General features: G+C 69.0%; 13 protein-coding genes. 12 read left to right on the top strand and 1 reads right to left on the bottom strand.

Annotated features, from left to right (window positions below; all coding sequences use genetic code 11):
* Nucleotide 1: 1 nt before the first annotated feature.
* From D9R14_RS12510 to D9R14_RS12490, 5 genes are all read left to right on the top strand, one after another.
* Entirely contained in the window at nt 2–2,644 is a 2,643-nt protein-coding gene (locus D9R14_RS12510; protein ID WP_121623668.1) for a virulence factor SrfC family protein, read from the top strand.
* 10 nt (nt 2,645–2,654) lie between these two features.
* The gene (locus D9R14_RS12505; protein WP_121623667.1) at nt 2,655–4,298 is read left to right on the top strand and encodes a tetratricopeptide repeat protein; all 1,644 of its coding nucleotides are present in this window, start codon (nt 2,655–2,657) and stop codon (nt 4,296–4,298) included.
* Nucleotides 4,299–4,526: 228 nt separating this feature from the next.
* Complete coding sequence (locus D9R14_RS12500; RefSeq protein WP_121623666.1) at nt 4,527–6,341, top strand: tetratricopeptide repeat protein; 1,815 nt, start codon at nt 4,527–4,529, stop codon at nt 6,339–6,341.
* Between the two features lie 15 nt (nt 6,342–6,356).
* Nucleotides 6,357–8,138 carry a tetratricopeptide repeat protein gene (locus D9R14_RS12495; protein WP_147453021.1) on the top strand — a complete coding sequence of 594 codons (1,782 nt, stop codon included), beginning with the start codon at nt 6,357–6,359 and terminating at the stop codon, nt 8,136–8,138.
* A 232-nt stretch (nt 8,139–8,370) separates the two neighbouring features.
* Nucleotides 8,371–12,903 carry an autotransporter domain-containing protein gene (locus tag D9R14_RS12490; protein ID WP_147453020.1) on the top strand — a complete coding sequence of 1,511 codons (4,533 nt, stop codon included), beginning with the start codon at nt 8,371–8,373 and terminating at the stop codon, nt 12,901–12,903.
* Nucleotides 12,904–13,016: 113 nt separating this feature from the next.
* Here the strand turns inward: D9R14_RS12490 and D9R14_RS12485 are convergent, their stop codons facing one another.
* Nucleotides 13,017–13,937 carry a GntR family transcriptional regulator gene (locus D9R14_RS12485; RefSeq protein ID WP_147453019.1) on the bottom strand — a complete coding sequence of 307 codons (921 nt, stop codon included), beginning with the start codon at nt 13,935–13,937 and terminating at the stop codon, nt 13,017–13,019.
* Nucleotides 13,938–14,138: 201 nt separating this feature from the next.
* On the opposite strand from D9R14_RS12485, the gene D9R14_RS12480 reads away from it, so the two are divergent.
* The 7 genes from D9R14_RS12480 to D9R14_RS12450 all read left to right on the top strand — a co-directional run bounded on the left by D9R14_RS12480 (nt 14,139) and on the right by D9R14_RS12450 (nt 21,483).
* Nucleotides 14,139–15,827, top strand: coding sequence for a thiamine pyrophosphate-binding protein (locus D9R14_RS12480; RefSeq protein WP_121623662.1), 1,689 nt, complete (start codon nt 14,139–14,141; stop codon nt 15,825–15,827).
* 27 nt (nt 15,828–15,854) lie between these two features.
* Complete coding sequence (locus D9R14_RS12475; RefSeq protein ID WP_210210844.1) at nt 15,855–17,450, top strand: GMC family oxidoreductase; 1,596 nt, start codon at nt 15,855–15,857, stop codon at nt 17,448–17,450.
* A gap of 13 nt (nt 17,451–17,463) precedes the next feature.
* Entirely contained in the window at nt 17,464–17,853 is a 390-nt protein-coding gene (locus tag D9R14_RS12470; protein WP_121623660.1) for a carboxymuconolactone decarboxylase family protein, read from the top strand.
* Nucleotides 17,853–18,584 carry an N-acyl homoserine lactonase family protein gene (locus D9R14_RS12465; RefSeq protein WP_121623659.1) on the top strand — a complete coding sequence of 244 codons (732 nt, stop codon included), beginning with the start codon at nt 17,853–17,855 and terminating at the stop codon, nt 18,582–18,584. The genes D9R14_RS12470 and D9R14_RS12465 overlap by 1 nt, the downstream gene beginning before the upstream one ends.
* A 31-nt stretch (nt 18,585–18,615) precedes the next feature.
* Nucleotides 18,616–19,638, top strand: a complete 1,023-nt coding sequence (locus D9R14_RS12460) for a TRAP transporter substrate-binding protein (protein WP_121623658.1) — start codon at nt 18,616–18,618, stop codon at nt 19,636–19,638.
* Nucleotides 19,639–19,702: 64 nt separating this feature from the next.
* A complete protein-coding gene (locus D9R14_RS12455) occupies nt 19,703–20,197 on the top strand; it encodes a TRAP transporter small permease (RefSeq protein WP_121623657.1) in 495 nt (164 codons plus the stop codon).
* A complete protein-coding gene (locus tag D9R14_RS12450) occupies nt 20,194–21,483 on the top strand; it encodes a TRAP transporter large permease (RefSeq protein ID WP_170168598.1) in 1,290 nt (429 codons plus the stop codon). The genes D9R14_RS12455 and D9R14_RS12450 overlap by 4 nt, the downstream gene beginning before the upstream one ends.
* The last annotated feature ends 95 nt before the right edge of the window (nt 21,484–21,578 follow it).

Genomic DNA, 21,578 nt, shown 5'->3' with positions numbered 1-21,578 from the left:
TATGACCGACCCGTCATCGCAGCACCTCGCCCGCCGGTGCCAGGACGTTGCCCAGAACGCCCGCATCGCCGAGGCCTGGGTGAACGACGACAAGAACGCCGACCTCGTGGCCCGCGAGCGCGAGAGCCTCACCCGCATGCTGCGCAAGGGCGCCCTGCGGGCGGAGCGCCTCGCGAAAGCGGCCCAGCGGCCCATGTGCGTCGGCGTGTTCGGCCCGAGCCAGGCGGGCAAATCCTACCTGGTGGAGGTGCTCGCCCGCCCGGCGGAAGGACCGCTGAAGGCCCGCTTCGACGGCCTGGACCCGGTCGACTTCCTTTCGGAGATCAACCCGATCGGCGAGAAGGAATCCACCGGCCTCGTCACCCGCTTCACCATCCGCCGCCCGGCGGTGCCCACGCCGCCCGGTTTCCCGGTGCGGCTGCGCCTGCTGACCGAGATGGATGTCGTCAAGATTCTGGCGAACAGCTATTTCTTCGACGGCGACCAGACCAAGGAAAGCGTTCCCGATCCTGGGCGGCTGTCCTCCGCATTGTCCGCTCTGGCGCGCCGCGCGCCGGTCCCGAGCGGCCTGACCGAGGACGACGTCCTGGACCTGGAGGAATACTGCCAGAAGCATTTCGGCGGCGCGCGCCTGCTCGACGCTCTCGGACGCTTCTGGGAAGACGCGCGCCGCCTCGTGCCCCAGCTCGATCTTGCCGGGCGCGCCGAGCTGTTCAGCATGCTGTGGGGCGGCCACGCGCCGTTCACCCGGATTTATACCGCGCTCGCGGATGCGATCGTGAAGCTCGGCAGGCCCGACGAGGCGTTCGCGCCCATTGCGGCCCTGATACCGCGAACCGGCTCCATACTGGACGTGGCGACCTTGGCCGGCCTTGCCGACGAGGGCGGGGATGCGGTGGACCTGCGCTCCGCCAGCGGCGCCCAGGTGCGGCTGCCCCGGGCCCGCGCTGCCGCTCTCACCGCCGAGTTGCAGATCGAGATGAACGAGCGTCCGCGCCCGTTCTTCGACGACACTGATCTGCTCGATTTCCCCGGCGCACGCAGCCGGCAGAAGGTCCATCTCGAAGTCTTCTTCGAGGAGAAGGAGGACGCGCTGAAGGAGACCTTCCTGCGCGGCAAGATCGCCTATCTCTTCGACCGGTATGTCGCCGAGCAGGAACTCACCTCCATGCTGCTCTGCATCCGCCCGAGCGTCATGGAGGTGGTGACGCTGCCGGATCTCGTGAACGACTGGATCGGCTCCACCCACGGCCGCACCCCCGAAGCGCGGCGCGGCGGGCCGACGCTGCTGTTCCTGGTACTGACCTGGTTCGACACCCATTTCGTGGACAAGGCCGGCGACACCGGCACCGAGCCGGGCCTGAGGTTTCGCAACCGGATCGAGGCATCACTGCTGAGCTACTTCGGCAAGGCCCATTCCTGGCCGCGGCGCTGGACCCCGGACGCGCCGTTCCGCAACACCTTCTGGTTCCGCAACCCGAACTATCCGGCCGAGGCGATCATCCGCTACGAGGACAGGCGGGAGGTCGCCTTCCTCGACGAGAAGACCGAACGCATCGCCGCCTTGCGCGAAGGCTTCATCGGCCTGCCCGAGGCGGCCGAGCATTTCGCGAGCCCCGCGCGCGCCTTCGACGAGGCGCTGAAGCTGAATGACGGCGGCGTCGGCTACATCGTCGAGAACCTGGTGCCGATCTGCCATCCGCAACTCAAGCTGAACCAGATTTCCGGACGCCTCGACGAAGTTGCCCGGGACCTGCACGATTTGCTGCGGCGCTTCTACCAGGACACGGACATCGCCCAGCGGCTGGAGGCCAAGCGCATCGCGGCCGACCATCTGTTCGATTGCCTCGACGTGACCCTGGACCGCGGCACGTTCGGCTCTCTGCTCCGAACCCTCGTGATCGACCCCATCGACCTTGCCGACTTCCTGTTCAACAGCCTCCAGGGTGCCGGGCGGATCGCCGCAGCGGCCACCGGCGGCGCTTCGGACGACGTTGTGAAGTCCGTCCCTGCCAGACCGCGCCCTGGCACGCGCCCCGCGCCGGCCCCCGGCACGCCCCGACCGCCTTCCGGTCCACGCGGCGAGGATGAACGGGAACTGCGCCTCGCCAATGCGGCCATCTCGCGCTGGATGGTTCAACTGCGCCGGGTGCCGGAGAACGACGCCTTCCTGGAGATGACCGGGCTCGATGCCGAGGCCGCGAAAACCATCGTCAACGAGCTGATGAGCCTCGCCCAGCGCTCCGCTCTCAACAAGCGCATCGCCGAGGATCTGCGGACCCTGCTCGCCTTCGACAAGATCGAGCAGTCGAGCGACAAGGTCGCCGTCATTGCCGCCACCCTGATCAATGATCTGGTCGGCGACTTCGGCCTCTCACGGCAGCCCTCCTCGGAGCGCCCGGTCGTGGTGACGCACGACGGAGAACGCGAGGCGTTCGCCGCGCCGCCGGTGGTCTTCGACGCATCGGGCCTCACCGAAACGCCGCGCAACTTTGCCGAAACCTATGCCGTGGACTGGCAGCACGGCTTCTACAAGGTCCTCGAAGACAACGCCAAGGATGTCGCGGGCATCACCATCGACCTGGAGCAGAACGCGAAGCTGAAGGATGTCCTCGACGTCCTGAGGCCGGCCCCGCAGGCTTGAGGCGACGATCATGGCGGTGCGCGTCCTGGAGGATTTCGACACCGGGCCCGGTCATGCCGTTATCGATCTCGGTCGCCCGATCGTCGGCGGGGTGCGCCTGGCCTTTCGCCGCCTCGATGCCGAGCCGCGCGACCTCGGCGCTGAGGGATGGCAGTCGGGCGTCCATTGGTTCGAGACGCAGGCTGTATCGGCAGGCGGAAGCTGGGTGCGGGTGGGCCCGGAGGTGGTCAACCGCATCGCCGAGCTTGTGCCGGTGGAAATCCGCAGCGCTGACGATGGGGTCATCGGCACCATCGCGTGGCCGAGCATTCTCCATTCCGTGGCAGAGGTGCTGCCTGACGGCTTCCGGCGCCCGCGCTTCGCCGCGCCGGATCGGCCGGAAGCGCTGCCTCTGACCCGCGAGGCTGCTCCGCAACCGCCGGCCGTCGCGGCGCCCGCGGCCAGGCCTTTGCGCAACGCCCCGTCATCCCCTATCCAGCCTTCCCCGAGCCGGCCTTCCCCGCCGGCGCCTGCCCGCCAGGAGCCCGAGCCACCGCCGGCTCCGGCGCAGGCCGCAACGGTCCCGTCCGACCTGCTGCACGAAGCCACCGCGGTACCGGCGACACAGCTCCTTCGCAATCCAGAACCGGCGGAACCGGCCGCGCAGCCAAAGGCCGATAGGCCCGCCCCTGAGCCCGCACCGCAGCCTGCCACGACGCGACCGCGCGGGGATCCGCCCGCGGAGGCTGCCGGCACGGAGGCGCACCGGGAGCGCTCGCGCATCAGCACCGATTGGCTGATCGCAGCCACCGCGGCCGTGATTCCGTTCCTTGCCATTCTGGGCTTCGCGGCGACGATGCTCAGCAAGCCGCCCCAGTCGCCGCCATCCGTGGCGGCGTCGAGCGATCCTGCTCTCAGCGATGCCGTGCGCCGGTGCGACGAACTCGCCTCGTCAATCTTCGATCCCGACCGCCCGGCAACCGTCCCGGCGTCCATGGCACCTTTTCCTCTGGCCGACCGGGCCACGGAAGACGTCGCGATCGCCAAGTGCGTCGCTGCCGCGGGCTTGACGGGCGACGCGATCCAACAGCGCCGCATGGAGCAGCAGGCCGGATTCGCCACCGCCAGCCGCGCCGTTTCCCTGGCCAGAGCGGGCGATACCGTTGCCGCCCAATCCTTCATGCAGGCCGCGCGGCAATGGTGGACCAAGGCGGCGGAGCGCGGCTCGGCGGTGGCGAGCAATGACATAGGCCTGCTCCACGACGGCTGGTTCAACAGCAAGGCAAACAACTATTCCTTTGTCCCGAAGGACACTCGCGCCGCCTTCGTCTATTTTCTCGCATCCGCCGAAGGTGGATATGCCGTCGGCCTGCGCAATGCCGGAGTGCGCCTCATCGACGACGGCGGCGCCAAAAATCTCGAGACCGGCATCAATTATCTCAAGCAGTCCGCCGATCTGGGCTACATACAGCCCCTGCTTGATCTTGGTGCACTTTACTATTTCGGGCGAAGAGACTTTCAAAAACGCGAAGATCAGGGGCTCAATTATTATCGCCGCGCTTGCGCGCGGCCGGAGTGGATGACCGAAGCGCGAAACCATCTCGAAGAAAAGTTCCGGGGCAATCGTCGCAGCGCCCGCAGCGTGCTGCCGGAATGCTACGACCGCGGGCCCTGACCTGGGCGTGGTCGGGCGAACCTTTCCCCGTATTGGGCGAAGATGTCATTGTGGAATTGAATTCGCCAGGGCACAGGTGCTGAACTGAGGCGTGGCAGGTGCAACCGGCGCCGTTGATGCCTGTCATGGACTGGCCGCGCGCTGCCAACCCAAACGGCAGAGCCGATGCCACAGAAGGCCATCGCGACGCTTCGGATCGCGGGACCGCGGCGAGGAGACGGGTGGGACATGGCCCTGAGCGTGCGTGAGGATGATGCCAGCGGTCCGGGCTTTGCCCTCATCGATCTCGGCCAACCCGCCGGCGAGACGCCAGTTCGCCTCTCCTTTCGCCGATCCGACGGCATCACGCGGGATCTCGGCCTGGACGGCTGGCAGTCCGGCCAGGCCTGGCTCGATGCGCAGGTGGTGACGCCGGGTGGCAGCATCGTCCGCGTGGGCCCAGCGGTGGTGAACCACATCGGCGAGCTGGTGCAGGTGGAGGTGGCCCTCGCCGGGGTAGGCGTCGTCGGCACCGTGGCGTGGCCGTCCATCCCGCATGCGGCCGAGCTGTCCGGGCGGCGCCTGTTGGGGGAGCAGCGGCCCGGGGGCGCCGATCGAGATCGCCCCCCTGAGATCGGCCGAGGCGAAAAGCCCGTGCCCTCTCCCCCGATTGCGCCGCCTGCCCCGCCGCCGATCTTGCCGCCCATCCTGCCGCCGGACCCCGGCGCGGAAGCGAACACCGCCGATGAGAAAGCCGGCGCACCGGAGGGCGCGACACGCGATACCGGCTCATCGCCGGAGGCCGGCGGCTCAAAGCGCAAGCGCGCCGTCCTCGGCCTCGTTCTGCTGCTGGTATTGCTGGCGCTCGTGCCTGTGCTCATGGCGATGCTGGGCTATTACGGCTATGACGCGGCGTACGACCGCGAGCCGCGCTTCCGGCAGATCTCGGCCGCCAGATTCGATCCCGATGCGGTCACCGTCACCGCGCGTCGCGCCCGCTGGGTTCGGCTGTTCGAAGGCTGGCTGATCGATCGGCCGCTGGGTCTGTCGGCGGGCTTCAGCACAGAAGCGCCCTGGATGAAGGCGGACCTCGTCAGCGACGACGGGCGCCACGCGGTCTTCCGCATCGCGCCCGTTGCATCGGGCCTGCCAGCGGCCTGGTCGGCGCAGCTCACCGCGCACGCGCTGGTCCGCGGTCCCGGCGGGGAGATCGTCTCGATCGAGCCCGTGGTGGTCCAACGCCTGCCGCGGCAGCAACCCCAACCGGCGCCCGCCCCGGCGCCCCGTCCCGCGCCGCCGGCGCCCCAGGTCGATTCCCAGCGCGAGTGCGACCTGCGCACCGCCGGAATGCTGGATCCCGACCGCCCGCCAGGCGGGGCCTATTACAATCCGGACTTCCCGACCCAGCAAACAGCGGCGGATATCGATTTCGCCATCCAGCACTGCGAGCAATCCTATCAGGTGTCCCAGGATCCCCGGCAGAAGCGGCGCTATGCGGCGCAGATCGGCGCGGCCTATGCGGACCGGGCCGTCGCCCTCGCGCGCGCCGGCGACGCGGCCGGGGCCCGGATGGCCATGGCCGAGGCCACGCGCTGGTGGGGCGTCGGCGCGGGCCTCGGCTCGCCGCTTGCGCTCAACTATCTGGCTCTCTTGAACAATGAGTATTTCAACACGCAGGCCGGCTTAAACTTCGTTCCGCCCAATTTTCCCCAGGCCCTGAGATACTTCGTCCGCTCCGCGGAGGCCGGCAATCCGGTCGCCATGAGCAGCGCCGGCGCCCTGCTCGTTGAGGGCGGCAAGCCCGGCCTGACGAAGGATGCGCCCGCGGGCCTCCAGTGGCTCGAACGCTCGATCGAGGCCGGCTATCCGCCGGCGGCGGTGAATCTCGGCACCTATTATTATTTCGGTGATCGCGGGGTTGCGGCCGATGCACGGCGGGGGCTCGACCTGTTCCGCCGGGCCTGCGCGAGCGATAGCTATCGCATCCGGGTTCGCAGAAATCTCGACGCCGCCTTCGAATCCCGCGGCCTGCGGGCCAGCGACGCGATTGCGGACTGCTTCTAGGCGGGGTGGGGGAAGATGGGCCTCAGGGTGATGGAAGACGAGGCCGCGGGGCCGGGCCATGCCGTGATCGACCTCGGCCGGCCGGTGACGCACGCGCCCGTTCTGCTCGCCTTTCGCCGCCTCGACGGCGAACCGCGCGACCTCGGGCCCGACGGCTGGCAATCGGGCCTCACCTGGATCGAAGGCCGGCCGGTGGATGGGGGCGCGGGCAGCCAGGTCCGTGTCGGCCCCGAGGTGGTGGACCATATCGCCGAACTGGTGATGGTCGAGATCCTCGACGACCAGACCGGCAGCCTCGGGACGGTCTCGTGGCCGGCATTGACCCGATCGGCAGCGCTGCCGCGCGGGGTCCGGCTCTCGCGCAGCACCAGCGCGCCCTCATCCACGCCCGAGCCGACGCCCGATCCAAAGCCCGCGCCGACGCCGGCGTCTCCGCCGCGGCTCCCGCCGGTTACACCCCCTGCCCCACCTCCTCTCCCGCCGCTTCCCGATCTCTCCAAGGCGCCCGAGCTCGGGATGGAGCCGCAACACCAGGCCGCGTCTACCGCCGGCGGACGAGGCACAGGCGTGCGACGCCTCCCGGCGCCCGCCTGGGCGGCCCTGCTGCTGCTTGCGCTCTTCGTCCTTGCGGCCATCTTGGCGGGGAGCGGACGCCACGGCTACGAGTTGACCCTGGCGGCCGAGCCCCACTTCCGGGAAACGAGCCGCAACGTGTTCGCTCCGGCTGCGGTCGATGCCGAGATAAGGCGTGCCGCCTGGGTCCGCCTGTTCGAGGGATGGCTGCTGCGGACGCCGCCGGCAGCCAATCTTGAGGCCTCCGTGCCGTGGCTGCGCGTTCGCCTCCTGGCAGAGGACAGCACCCGCAGGCGCTATGTGCTCACCCTCGACGGGACGGTTCTGCCGCAGCAGCCCGCCCAGACCGGCGCGATCACGATGGCGGCCGTTCCGGGCGGCGCATTGGCGACGCGGCAGGTGAGCGTGGCCCGGCTCCCGCCGCCGCCGACCCCGAGCGCCGACCCGCCAAGCGCGCCCGCCGCGCCGCCGCCGGCGCCCAGCACCTCGGACGCGGGAGATCAGTGCGACTTCCTCTTGGCCTTGGAGGGGGATCCCGATTTGCCATACCAGCCCGAACGCACGTTCAGCGCGGCGCCCGTGGCGCAGCGCATGGCCGAGGGCATCGACGCCTGCACGCGCGCCCGTGCCGAAGCGCGCGACGCCCGCGACCAGCGCCGTTACACGTTTCAGCTTGGGCGCGCCTATTCCGGCCGCGCCCTCGACCGCGGCCGCGGCGGCGACAATGCCGGTGCCTTCGCCGACATGGACGTGGCGCGGGGCCTTTGGGAATCTGCCGCTCGCGCGGGCTCGCTGCCGGCCAAGCGGCAGATGGGCATCCTCTATCGCGGCAGCTACAACGGGGGCGGCATCACCTACGTGCAGCCCAACACCCGGCGGGCGTTCGACTATTTCTTCGATGCGGCCAATGCCGGCTATGTCACCGCCATGCGCGACGCCGGGGCGATGCTGCTCTATGGCGCTGACGGGCTCGCCCAGGATATCCGTGGCGGGGAGGCCCTGCTGCGCCGGGCGATCGACGCCGGGGATGCCGATTCGATGTCGCTTCTGGGCCGCTCCCTCTATTTCGGTGATCCCCCGGGCCTCGCCAAGAACACTGCGGAGGGGCTGGGTCTGGTGCAGCAATCCTGCGTGAAGCCCAACGATCAGACGAGACGGTTCTTCAACCAGGAGATTCAGCGCGGCCGGCTCGGCGCCGCGCAACGTCCCGCAGGCTGCGAGTAGGCCCGAACACCCACCGCTCGCCGCAGGACGTAGGCCGCAGGCGATCACCGGCGGGCCGCACCGGACACCCGCCCGCCCCGACGCGCCGTTGGGTTACATTCTCTGACCACATCCGCCGGTACCGCGTTTCGACGGTGGCGAATGACGCGGCGCTGGCCGTATGTCCCTAGGTGTCATCCAAGGCCAAGTCGGGTGGGGTCGTCCTATGCGGTTCGAGAGCGGCAACGGGAGCATGCGCTCCCTGGGGTACACGTCCAACGTCGCGCCGTCGTCGGCGCAGCGCCGGGCGAGGCTCCTCGGCTCGGTCGCCGGCACGGTGGTGCTCGCGGCACTGCTTTCGCCCCTGGCCCCGGCCCGCGCGGCGGACGGCGATGGCGGCAGCGGAAGCTACGTCTTTGACGGCGATGGCGTGGGCGGGGCGGCCAGCGTCACCGGCACCGGGGTCGCGGGCGGCGCGGGCGCGAGCGACACGAGCAGCCGCTCCGGCGGCGGCGGCGGCAGCGGGAGCGCGGGCGGCAATGGCGGCGACGCCTCGTTCGCCGGTGGCCTGGGCGGTGCTGGGGGGAGCCAGCCCGGGCAATCCGGCGGCGATGGCGGCGACGGGCAACAGTACGTCGCAGCCGGCGGCGGTGGTGGCGGGGGGGCCCATGGCTATGTCGGCGTGCTCGGCGACCTGCCGGGGTCGGTCTCCGGCGGCAATGGCGGCAATGGCGGCGAAGGCGTGTATGGCGGCGGCGGCGGCGGCGGCGGCTTCGGCGCCGTCATCACCGGCCTGACCGGCGAGACGGGCACCATCGCCGCGTCCCATGCGGAGACGATCACCGGCGGCAATGGCGGCAACCACGGCTGGGCCGCCACCGGCGGCAATGGCGGCAGCGGCCTCGTCGTCTACCAGCCGACCGGCGACAACACGCTCACCATCGGCGCTGCGCTCACCGGCGGCAATGGCGGCGGGCCGCGCGATGTGGCGGGCGTGGGCGGCAACGGCGGAAGCGGCTTCGTCCTCGACGGCGCCGCGGGCGACACCGCCATCACCTTCGAGGGCGCAGTCACCGGCGGCTCCGCCGGCTTGTCCTGGGCCTCGTCCTCCCTCGGCGGGAACGGCATCCTGCTGACCAATACCACCGGCGACACCACGCTCGTCATCAAGGCCGCGGTCACCGGCGGCGCGGGCGGTGAAACCCAGTCCCAGTACGCCTCGGCCGGCATCGGCGGCGCCGGCATCGACGCGCGCGGCAGCACCGGCGCGACGCACATTCTTGTCCAGTCGTCGGTCACGGGCGGCGCCTCCGGCGAGGGGGCCAACCCGACCGGCGGCGCCGGCATCACCGGCGCCAATCTGAGCATCGTCCTCGACGGCGCCGCGGCCTCGATCGCGGGCGGATCGCAAGGTTCGGGCACCGCTGCCGCCATCGCCTTCACCGGCGGCACCAACACGCTGGAACTGCGCGCAGACGGGGACGGCGCGCTCGGCACCATCACCGGCGCCGTGACCGGCGCCGGTACGAGCGATCGCCTGGTGCTCGGCGGCAGCAACAACACCTCGGCGGCCTTCACCGGCACGCTCGGCACCCTTGCGGCCAGCGGCTTCGGCACGCTGGAGAAGTCCGGCAGCTCGGCCTGGACCATCACCGAGGGCAGCGTCGGCGACGGCATGGCGGTCCTCGTCAGCGCCGGCACGCTGAAGCTCACCGGCGCGGCGACGCTGGCCGACGCGACCGGCGTCACCGTCAACGGCACGCTGGACCTCTCGGGCCTGTCCGCCGCGACCACCATCGCCAACCTTTCCGGCACGCAGGCGGGAGCGGCCATCACGGCCGGCGCCACCGGCCTCACCATCGACCAGACCACGGCCGACACCTATGCCGGCAGCATCACCGGCACCGGCACCCTGACCAAGATGGGCAGCGCCACGCTGACGCTGACGAAAAGCCTCGGCTATGAAGGCGCCGTCGCCATCAGCGAAGGCACTCTGAAGCTCACGGGCGCGGGAAGCCTCGCGGATGCGGCGAGCGTCACCGTCGACGGCACGCTGGATATTTCGAGCCTGTCCAGCACCACCCGCTTCGCCAATCTCTCGGGCGGGTCGGGAGGGAACATCGTCATTGCGAACGAACTCACCATCGACCAGTCCGAGAACGGCACCTATGCCGGTGCCTTCAGCGGCGGGTTCGGGGTGGCGAAAGCGGGCACGGGCACGCTCACCCTCACCGGCGCGTTCGACTATGACGGCTATATCGTCTCGTCCGGCGGAACCATCGAGGTCCGCACCACCGACACCATTTCCTTCCGGGCAATCACGCTGGGCGCGGAGAGCGGCGTCGCCTCGCTCATCGTCGGCCGCAAGGAGGGCGAGACCGCGGTCTCGACGCTGACCACCACCTTCGGCGGCATCAATGTCGGCGGAAGCGGCACGGGCGCCCTGACCATCGAAAGCGGCGGCGTGGTGAAGACGCCCGCCGTCTATGTCGCCGCGGGCTCCACCCTCACCCTCTCGGGCAATGCGACCGATGGACGGGGCGTGCTGGAGACCAGCCAGCTCATGGGTGATGCCGCCACGACCGGCGTCACCTTCGACGGCGGCGTGCTGCGCGCGACCGGCAACGAGGACTATTTCATCTACCTGTTCGGCGCCGACACCATCACGCTCGCGGCCGGCGGCGGCTATATCGACAGCAAGGGCTTCAGCATCGGCGCCGAGGGCGTGTTCACCGGCGCCGGCGCGCTGGTGAAGCAGGGCGAGGGCACGCTCACCTTCTACGGCGCCAACAGCTACACCGGCGGCACGGTGATCGAGGCCGGCACCCTGGCGCTATCCGGCGCGGGCGCGCTCTCGCCCACCGGCTCGCTGGCGCTCGTCGGCGAGACGGCCGTGTTCGACATCACCGCCGCCACCGGTGCCGTGACCGTCGGCGCGCTCTCGGGCACCGCAACGGGCGCGACGCTCGCCCTCGGCGCGAAGAGCTTCACCACCACGGTCACCGCCGACAGCGTCTATGCCGGCGCCATCACCGGCAGCGGCAGCTTCACCAAGGCCGGCAGTGCCGCGCTGACGCTGAACGGCGTCTCCAGCTTCGACGGCCTCATGACCGTGTCCGGCGGCAAGCTGGTGGTGGGCGACGCCGCCCATCCCGGCGCGTCGCTGGCCGGCGGTGTGTTGGTCGGCAGCGGCGCTACCCTCGGCGGCATCGGCACAACGGGCTCGGTGCAGGTCGCGGCCGGCGGCACGCTGGCGCCGGGCAATTCCATCGGCACCTATCATGTGGCGGGCGACGTGACGTTCGCGGCGGGCTCGACCTATGAGGTGGAGATCGCCGGCAACGGCGACAGCGACCTCATCTCGGCAACCGGGACGGCCACCATCAACGGCGCGGCGCTGAAGCTGATCGCGCTCGACCCCCAGGCGAGCTACGTGAACGGCCAGAGCTACACCATCCTGGAGGCGGCCGGCGGAGTGAACGGCGCCTTCGGCGAGGTCACCACGAGCGCTCTGTTCCTGACGGCGCAGACCGACCCCTCCGCCACGGGGGTGGATGTGGTCATCACCGTGACCTCGCCCGATCCCTTCACCTCCGTCGCGGCCACCCCGAACCAGTACGCCACCGCCACCGCGCTCGGCACCCTGCCCCAGACCGGCCCCTCGCTGGCGCTGTACAATTCGCTGCTGTTCCTCACCTCGGCGAGCGAGGCGCGGTGGGCCTTCGACCAGCTTTCCGGCGAGGTCCACGCCTCGACGCAGAGCCTGTTCATGGAACAGTCCTCGCTGATCCGCGGCGCGCTGAACGACCGCCTGCGCGCGGCGCAGGGCGGCGTGGGCGCGGCAAGCGGCCCCGTCGTCGCCCTCGACGAGACGACGGCCCGCGCCTATGCCGCACCCGGCGCGGTGCAGAGCGCGGATGCCTCGAAGGCGCTGAACGCGGTCGCCGCTCCCGCCACCACCGAGCGCTTCGCCTTCTGGACCACCGGCTTCGGCAATTGGGGCGAGATGGACGGCACCGGAAACGCCGCCGCCGTCTCCGATTCCACCGGCGGCTTCCTGATCGGCGCCGATGCCATGGTGGGCGACGGCTGGCGGCTCGGCGTGGCCGGCGGCTACAGCGACACCGCCTTCTCCATCTCGGGTCGCAACGCCTCCGGCAGCAGCGAAAACTGGCATGCCGGCCTCTATGGCGGACGGACCTGGGGACCGCTCGCGCTGCGCGCCGGCCTCGCTTATACGCTCCAGGACATCTCCACCAGCCGGTCGGTCGCCTTCACGGGCTACAGGGACAACCTCTCGGCGGACTATGATGCCGGCACCGTGCAGGCCTTCGGCGAGCTGGGCTACCGGATCGACGCCGCCGGCATCGCCTTCGAGCCGTTCGCCAACCTCGCTTATGTGAGCCTGCACCAGGACGGCTACCGGGAACAGGGCGGCGCGGCGGCGCTCACCGGCGACGCGCAGACCATGGCCACCACCTTCACCACGCTGGGCCTGCGCCTCGCCAGGGACGTCGCGCTCGGCCCGACCACGGCCACGCTGCGCGGCAGCGTCGGCTGGCGCCACGCCTTCGGCGACGTGCTGCCCACGGTGACGCAGGCCTTTGCGGGTTCCGACGCCTTCACCATCACCGGCGCGCCGATCGCACAGGACGCCGCGGTTCTGGAGGCTGGGCTCGACATGCGCCTCGCCCCCGGCGCCACCCTGGGCGTGGCCTATACCGGTCAGTTTGGCGACGGGGTCAGCGACAACGGCTTCAACGCGCGGCTGAGCGTCCGCTTCTGAGCGGGCGCGTGCTCTAGGGCGGACTTAGAGCGCACGAGAGTCCGGCGAGCCCTCGCGCGCACCAGCGGGACGCGGGCGTGGTCTTGAACCGCCCGCGGGGGCGGTTCGCTCGATCAGAGGATCAGCGCCTTGTACTTCACGAAGAGATCTCGCGCAGACGAGATGATCTCCCGCTTGTAGCGCTGCGCCCCCTCCCCGTCCCGGCCGGCCATGCAGCCCAGCATCTTCAGGTGCAGCAGGCGTCCGGCCTCGGCGCGCCCGGGCAACAGGGTGACGCGGATCTTGATCACCCGCGCGCGGTCCAGCACCTGATAGATGAAGCCGTTGGCGATCTCGTTGTCGGCGATCCTGGCGGTTTCCAGGCGCAGGTCCTCAAGCGCGTCGTTGTAGGCGGTCAAATCTCCCGCCTGGATGCTGGCGGCCAGCGGCCCCTCGAACAGCGCGATGAAGCGCACCCAATGGCCGTCGGGCGCGTTCTGCGTCGCGCGCAGCGTCAGCAGAGCCTCCAGCCACTCGCGGATCTCGAATATGTCCAGGACCTCCTTCTCGCCGAGGCCCTTCACATAGGCGCCGCGATTGGGGATGCGCTGGACCAGGCTGCGCTGCTCCAGGGATCCGAGGACCTCCCGGATCACCGTCCGGGAGGCGCCGAACTCCGTGGCCAGGGCCTGTTCATGGAGGCGCTCGCCGCCGCGCAGCTGCTGGCTGGCGATGCGCTCCTGGAGGACTTCGACGATCCGCCAGACCCGGCTCGCATGCGGCGGGCTTTCGCGACCGCGACCTTGCGCCTTCGCCGGATCGATAGCGCCGGGGATCCGCACCTCGTGGAGATTCTTCAGTCGACTCATGGCCCGTCCATCGCCCGTACGGCAGTTCCGAATTCCGTTCAGCCTGCCGCGGCGCAGCGCGATGCAATATGGCTGAAAGCGCGCGTGCCCGAAATGACGCGTTTCATGAAGGCTCCGAGGAGCGATCGCAATCGCCCGGCGCCCTTCCCCACGAATGCCCTCCAGCCTTCCCTGGCCTACGGTCACGCTTGGCCACCCGGAAGGCCGTTGTGAACATACCTATCTTCGCGAAGGCGGTCCACGCGAAGGGGGCCCTCTTATATATTTAAACGACATTTCAAATCGTTAATAAATTTTCCCCACGCCATCTTGAGTTTTGTGAACAATTTTGTTTTCTTTCCGACATCGGGTTCTGCCGGCCCGGCCTGAGAAACGAAGGGCATAAGAATGACCAAAATGTCGGGTGGGCAGGCGGCGGTCGCCGCACTGGAGGCCGAAGGCGTGAGCCATGTGTTCGGGCTGATCGGCTCGGCAACAATGGAAATGTTCGATGCGCTGTACGACGCAGACGGCATCGACTTCATCGGCGTCCGCGACGAGCGCACCGGAACCCACATGGCGGACGGCTATGCCCGCGCCAGCGGCAATCCGGGCGTGATCCTCGCAGGACAGAACGGTCCCGGCGCGACCAACCTCGTGACCGGTCTCGCCCAGGCTGCCGCGGCCTATTCGCCGGTCGTCTCCCTCGCCGGCTCTCTCTCGTCCGGCCACGTCTACCGCGATGCCTTCCAGGAGGTGGATCAGCAGGCGCTGTTCCGGCCCATCACCAAGAAGACCTGGACCGTCACCGAGACCGCGCGTGTTCCCGAGATGATGCGCGAGGCGTTCCGCACCGCGATGGCGCCGCGGCGCGGGCCGGTGCAGCTGAACCTGCCGCGGGACATCCTTTCCAAGTCGGAGGATTTTGCCGCAATGGCGCGGCCGGAGACGTATCGCCCCGCCGTCGTCCCGGCGGCGCCGCACGACAGCGTGGTGGCGGCCGCCGCCTTGCTGTCACAGGCGTCGAAGCCGGTCATCATCGCCGGGGGCGGCATCAAGAACACGGCAAACACGGCGAGCGTTCTCGCTCTGGCCGAGCGCCTCAACGCCCCGATCGTCACCTCGCCCGGCCATGGCGACGCGATTCCCTCCGATCACCCGCTCAATGGCGGACAGATGGGGCCGCGAGGAAATCCCGTGGCGTCGCGCCTGGTCCGGGAGGCCGACGTCATCCTCGCGCTCGGAACGCGGCTCGGGTTCAATTCGACGTTCTATTCGTACGACAACATCAATCGCGACGCGAAGATCATCCAGGTGGAGATCGAGCCGACCGCGCTGGGACGGTACTTTCCCATCACGCTCGGCATCTGGTCGGACGCAGCGACCGCGGCGCAGCAGCTCTGCGACGCGCTCGGCAATCTCGAAGACCGGCGGGCCGTCGAGGCCTGGAGCGCCGGCTTCCGCAAGGAGCGCGCCGCGTATCTGCGCCAGCGCGACGACGACGCCGATCTTGAGGCCTTTCCCATCGTGCCGTCGGGCCTGTTCCACGAGCTGCGCGGCGTCATGCCCGCCGGCACGGCCGTGACGATGGATGCCGGCACACTGTGCCTCCAGGCAACCGACGCGCTGCGCTTCGACCGTCCGAGGAGCCTGTTCACGCCGCTCGACTTCGGCCTGGTCGGCTTCTCCTTCGCCTGCGGCCTCGGCGTGAAGGTGGCGTGCCCCGATCGCCCGGTGATCAGCCTGATGGGAGACGGCGGGTTCGGGATGACCCTCTCGGAGCTGGCAACGGCGGTCCATTACGGGATCAACACCGTCACCGTGGTCATGAACAACGGCTGCTGGGGCGCGGAGAAGGCCTATCAGCGCGACTTCTTCGGGAAGCGCTACATCGGCGCCGATCTCAACAATCCGCCCTTCGACAAGGTGGCCGAGCTCTATGGCGCCAAGGGCTACCGGGTCGAGCGGACGGCCGACCTCGGCGACACCATCCGCGCGGCGCTCGGCTGCGGCAAGCCTGCCGTCATCGACGTCATGGTGGACCCGGCCGCATTGTACAGCTTCCGGCGCGACTCCTTCCAGCACCGGACGGCGTGAGCCATGCTGGGGACGTTCGACTATATCGTGGTCGGCGCCGGCTCTGCCGGCGCCGTGCTCGCCGCCCGCCTCAGCGAGAGCGGAAAGCATTCCGTGCTCCTGCTCGAAGCCGGCGAGCGGGATCGCAACGTCTGGATCCACATTCCGCTTGGCGTCGGCAAGCTGCTCACGAACGAACGCTATGTGTGGCCCTTCACCTCCGAGCCGCAGCCGCACATGGGCGGGCTGGAGATCTATTCGCCGCGCGGGCGGGTGCTGGGGGGATCGAGCGCGATCAACGGCATGGCCTATATCTGGGGCGATCCGGCGATCTACGACCGGTGGGCGGAGAATGGACTGCCCGGCTGGTCCTGGGGTGATGTGACGCCCTATTTCCGCAAACTCGAATCCAACGCCTATTCCCGCCTCGCCGGGCGCGGAAAAGATGGTCCGATGCGGATTACCGACGTGGGCGTCCGCTCGCCCGATCCGGTGTCGGATGCCTTCCTCGCCGGGCTCGGCGAACTCGGGGTCCCGTCGACCCCGGATTACAACGCGGTGAGCTACGAGGGCGCCCGCTATCTGGAACAGACCGCCTTCCGCGGCCGGCGCTGGTCCACCGCCGTCGCCTACCTGCACCCGGCGATGCGCCGGCCCAACCTCAAGGTGGTCTCCGGCGCGCGGGTGACGCGCGTGCTGTTCGAGGGCCAGCGGGCAGCGGGCGTCGAGTTCATTCGTGGCGGCGAGCGCACCCTGGCGCTGGCCAATGGCGAAGTGATCCTCTCGGCCGGCGCGATCCTTTCGCCGCATCTGCTCGAATTGTCCGGCATCGGCGACGGCGCCCGCCTTGAGAGCCTCGGCCTGCCGGTCGTGCATCATCTGCCGGCGGTGGGTGAAAACCTCAGCGATCACCTCCAGGTCCGCCGGACCTATGAGACGCGGACGCTGCGGACCATCAACGACGTGGTCGGCAACCCCATGTTCAGGCTCCTGTCCGGCCTGCGGTACGTCCTCACGCGCACCGGGCTCCTGGCGGGCACCTCGTCGACCGCTCACGCGATCGCCCGCTCGGCGCCCTGGCTCGCCGCCCCTGATGTCATGATCCGGCTGTATATGATCAGCGGCAAGGATCGCTACTCCCGCTCGAAGGCCGGCGGGATCGACCCGTTCTCCGGCTTCACCGTGGGCGGCTTCCTGCTGCTGCCCAAGTCGCGCGGCTGGGTGCATGCGAAGACGGCGGATCCGACCGCCCTGCCCGCCATCCAGCCGAACTATCTCGATCACCCCGACGATGTGGACGGGGTCCTGCGCATCCTCAAGCTGATCCGGCGGCTGGCGGAAACCCCGTCGTTCAGCCGCGTGATCGTCCGCGAGGACCAGCCGAACGGCAGCGCGGAAACCGACGAGGCGCTGCTCGACTATATCCGCAGGTCCGGCCAGACCGCATGGCATACGGCGGGCAGCTGCCGCATGGGCGGCGACGCCCAATCGGTCGTGGACCCGCAGCTCAGGGTCCGCGGCGTCGACCGCCTGCGGGTGATCGATGCCTCCGTATTTCCCGAGATCCCGTCATCCAACACCAATGCCCCCGCGATCATGATCGGCGAGCGGGGCGCAGATCTGGTGCTGGCCGATGCCCGCTGAGGAAGACCAGCCCATGAGCGAGGACCCCTATCCCCTCACCCGCAGACAGCGCCTGTCGCAGGACTGGAATCCGCTGTGGGCGCAGTTCGAGGCGCTCGATCCGGAGTTCCTGGAAGCCTACCTGGCGTTTCGCAGCGTTCCCCACCGCAACGGGCCGCTGCCGCAGAAGACCAAGGAGTTGATCATGATCGCGATCAACGCCGCGACCACGCACCTCTACGGGCCCGGGGTGCGTCGGCACATCCAGAATGCGATCCGCGAAGGGGCGACGCGCGAGGAAATCCTCGAAACGATCCAGCTGACCACGGTCATGGGCATTCATTCGTGCAACCTCGCGGTGCCGATCCTGATGGAAGAATTCGCCCGCGCCGAAGCTGCGCGCGGCGTGGATGAGGCGGGGTGATGGGCGCCCCGTTCCGCGTCGAGCCGGTCGAGGTTGCCCGACGGCAGGCTGACAGCTCGTCGTTCCTTCTGCATACGGACGCCGGGCGGATGCTCACGCTGGTCTACCGGTTCTGGCTGGTCCACGGGCCGGACGGCATCACGGTTGTGGATACCGGGCTGACGACGGAAGAAGCCGCCCGCCGCGGCATCACGGTCGAACGCGGGCTGCAGGAGGCGCTGGCGCCCTACGGTATCGGCCCCGAGGATGTCGGCACGCTGATCCTGACCCACCTGCACTGGGATCACGCCTGCGCCGTCGACGCCATGCCGAACGCCACGGTCTGGCTGCAGCGGGCGGAGGCGGACTTCTTCGACGATCCGCTGCGCACCCATCCCGCCATCGACCGCTATTTCGGCCGGCACGACGTCATCCGCGAACTGCTCGGCTCGCCGCGCCTGAAGCTGGTCGCGGGCGAGGCGGAACTGCCGAACGGCCTGCGCCTCGTGCCGCTCGGCGGCCATACGCCGGGGCTCCAAGGCATCGTTCTGCCGACGCAAGAGGGCCGCGCAGTGATCACGTCGGACGCGGTGCCCTTCAACCGCAACTACACCGACGACCTTCCCAACGGAATTCTCCAGGACCTCGGGCAGTCCATCGCCAGCCTCGATCGCATCCGAGCCCTGCGCCCGGACGTGATCTACACCGGTCATGATCCCATACCCCAGCTCAGAACCGGGGCATCTCTCTGAAAGAGCGAAGAACAGTACTAGGGAGGATTGAATGTCCACGATCAAACGATGCCTGTTGACGGCAGCGCTCGCTACAGCACTTCAAGTCTCGGCGGCGAATGCCGCTGATTTCACAAAATCTCCTTCAGTAACGCTGCGTCTCAGTTCTGCGTCGCCGGCGGGCATGGACGACAGCCGCGCGCTCAAGGACGCCGCCGAGTTTCTCTCCAAGGAGACCAACGGCACCGTCACGCTCAAGCCGTTCTTCGCCTCCGCGCTGTTCGACGAGATCGCCGGCATGAGCGCGGCGCAGAGCGGGCTGGTGGACATGGCCATCGCCTGCACCTGCAACATGACCAAGCAGACCGATTCCATGCTGTTCTCGGACCTGCCCTATCTGTGGTCCGAGATGGACAACGGCCGCAAGGTCTGGGACGGCCCGATCGGCCAGCAGATCGGCGAGACCATGCGCAAGAACCTGGGGCTCCGCGCGCTCGCCTTTGCCCCGAGCGGCGGCGGCTATCGCATCCTGTGGAACAACAGCCGCGAGATCCGCACCCCGGCCGACGCCAAGGGGCTGAAGATCCGCACCACGGCGACGCCGCTGGAGCAGGAATTCTGGAAGCGCATGGGCGCGATCCCGACGCCGGTCGACATCGGCGAGACCTACTCCGCACTGCAGCAGGACCTGGTGAACGGCGAGCACCTCCAGCCCGCCTGGCTGACGCTCTTGAAGCATGACGAGGTGGTGAAGCACGGCACGGAGATCGACGCGCTCGCGGTCTACCGCATCCTCGTCATCAACGATAAGAGCTTCAACAAGATGGACGAACAGCAGAAGGCCGCGTTCCAGCGCGCGATGACGCTGTTCGAGGAACGCGCCTACCAGTACAACCGCGAGCTGCGCGAGACGTCGCTGGCTCAGTTCCGCAAGCGGGGCGGCAAGATCTACACGCCGACCGAGGCTGAGCTCAAGGAATGGCGCGCGGCCGGCCGCGGCATCTGGGACAGCGAGCTCGTGACGGCGAAGATCCCCAAAGAGACCATCCAGAAGGTGCTCGACGCGCAGAAGTAGCCCCTCCGGGCGGGGCTGCACGGCCCCGCCCGCCTTCCACGCAGCTCCTCCTTTTGGAACGGTCATGACGACAATATTCGAGCGTGTTCGCCGCGGATACCGCGTGCTGGGTGGAATCCTGGTCCTCGCCATGATCGGCGTGCTGCTGGCCGGCATCGTCCTTCGCGAGCTTCTGGGGAGCCCGCTGGTTTGGGCCAACGAGATATCGCTGGTGCTGTTCCTGTGGATCGTCTTCGTCGGGGCCGGCGTGGCCTTCGCTGACCACGCGCGCATCCGCTTCACGCTCGGCACGGCCTGCCTGCCGCCGGGGCTCCGCGCGGTGGTCGACCGTCTGGTCACGCTGATCGGCATCGGCCTGCTGATCACCTTCTTCTGTGTCGCGGTGAAGATGGCTTGGGTCTTTCGCGGCCAGCGGTTCGCGAGCATCGATCTGCCGGTGGTGCTGGAATGGGCTGCCTTGCCCGTGGGCCTCGCATTGGCGATCTGGGCGATGCTGCGCAACCTGATCTGGCCGCAGCCCGACGCCGCCGAGTGGAGCGCCGGGGAGGAAGGCAAATGAGCGATCTGATCTGGCTCGCGGTCGCGTTCCTCGGGGCGCTGATCCTCTCGCTCGACATCGCGCTGGCGATGCTGTTCGCGACCACCGTCATCCTGCTCTTCGGCGGCATCGTCCCGCTGCACCTCATCGCCGAGAAGGCGGTCTCGCAGGTCAAGCTGTTTCCCCTGCTCGCCATTCCGGGTTTCATCCTGATGGGCGAGCTGATGAACATGGTCGGTCTCACCCGCTCGCTGGGTGAACTGGCGCGGAAGATCGTCGGGCGCTGGCGCGGCGGCATGGGTGCGGCCACCGTCGTCGCCTGCATGTTCTTCGGCGGCATGACCGGGTCGGGGCTCGCCGAAACGGTGGCGATCGGGATGCTGATGATCCCCATGCTGACCCGCCATGGCTATCCGAAGGAATTCTCCGCGGCGATGATCGCGGCGGGCGGAAGCCTTGGGCCGATCATCCCGCCCTCCATTCCCATGGTGATCTATGCCAGCATCGCGCCCACCGTGTCGGTGTCTGCGCTGTTCATCGGCGGCATCGTGCCCGGGATCCTGATCGGCCTCTCCTTCCTCGTCATCGTCGTCTGGCGCACACGCGCCTTTGCCACCGCCGACATGCCGCTCGACGGTGAGGAAGAGGTCGGATTTGGCCGCACGGTGCTGGACGCGGTTCCCGCGCTGGTCGCTCCGGCCATCGTGCTGGGCGGTGTCCTGGGCGGCGTCGTGACCGTCACCGAGGCCTCGGTGCTCGCGGCCACCTATGTCGCGCTTTTCGGCTTCGTGACCGGACGGCTGCGACTGGGCGATCTCGGCGGGGCCGCCATGAACACCGCAACGGCGACCGGAACGTTCGGCTTCATCATCGCCGCGGCTGGACCGTTCTCGTTCTTCCTGGCGCTGTTCGACGCGCCCGGACTGGTGGGAACGGTGCTGACGGATTTCTCCGGCGGCAACACCGTTCTGCTGATGCTGGTGCTGACGGCGATCCTGATCGGCCTCGGCTGCCTCGTGGAGGCGACCTCGCTGGTCATCATCCTGGCGCCGATCCTCGCCGCAACGGCATCGGCCGCCGGGATCGACCAGCTTCACATGGCGCTGGTCTCGATCTGCGCGCTGATGCTGGGGCTGTTCACGCCACCGGTGGGCACCAACCTGTTCGCCATCACCGGCATCGCGCAGGTTCCGATCGAGCGCATCTCGCGGGAAATCATTCCCTTTGCGTTCGCGGCGGCAGCGGTGGTGGCCCTGATGGCGGCGTTTCCGCAGATCGTATTGTTCCTGCCGCAGCTGGTACGGTAGGCATGGCGGCTGCCCCGCCCCGCCCGGTTTGCGGCGGGGCGGGGTCTTTGCCGCGCCCGGACAGGCTTATCGTCCAGACACGCTCATCGTCGATC

It is taken from the genome of Xanthobacter tagetidis, assembly GCF_003667445.1.
GTDB classification, from domain to species: Bacteria; Pseudomonadota; Alphaproteobacteria; order Rhizobiales; family Xanthobacteraceae; genus Xanthobacter; species Xanthobacter tagetidis.
Note: the sequence above shows the minus strand (reverse complement) of the source record. Positions and strands in the feature narration are given on the sequence as shown.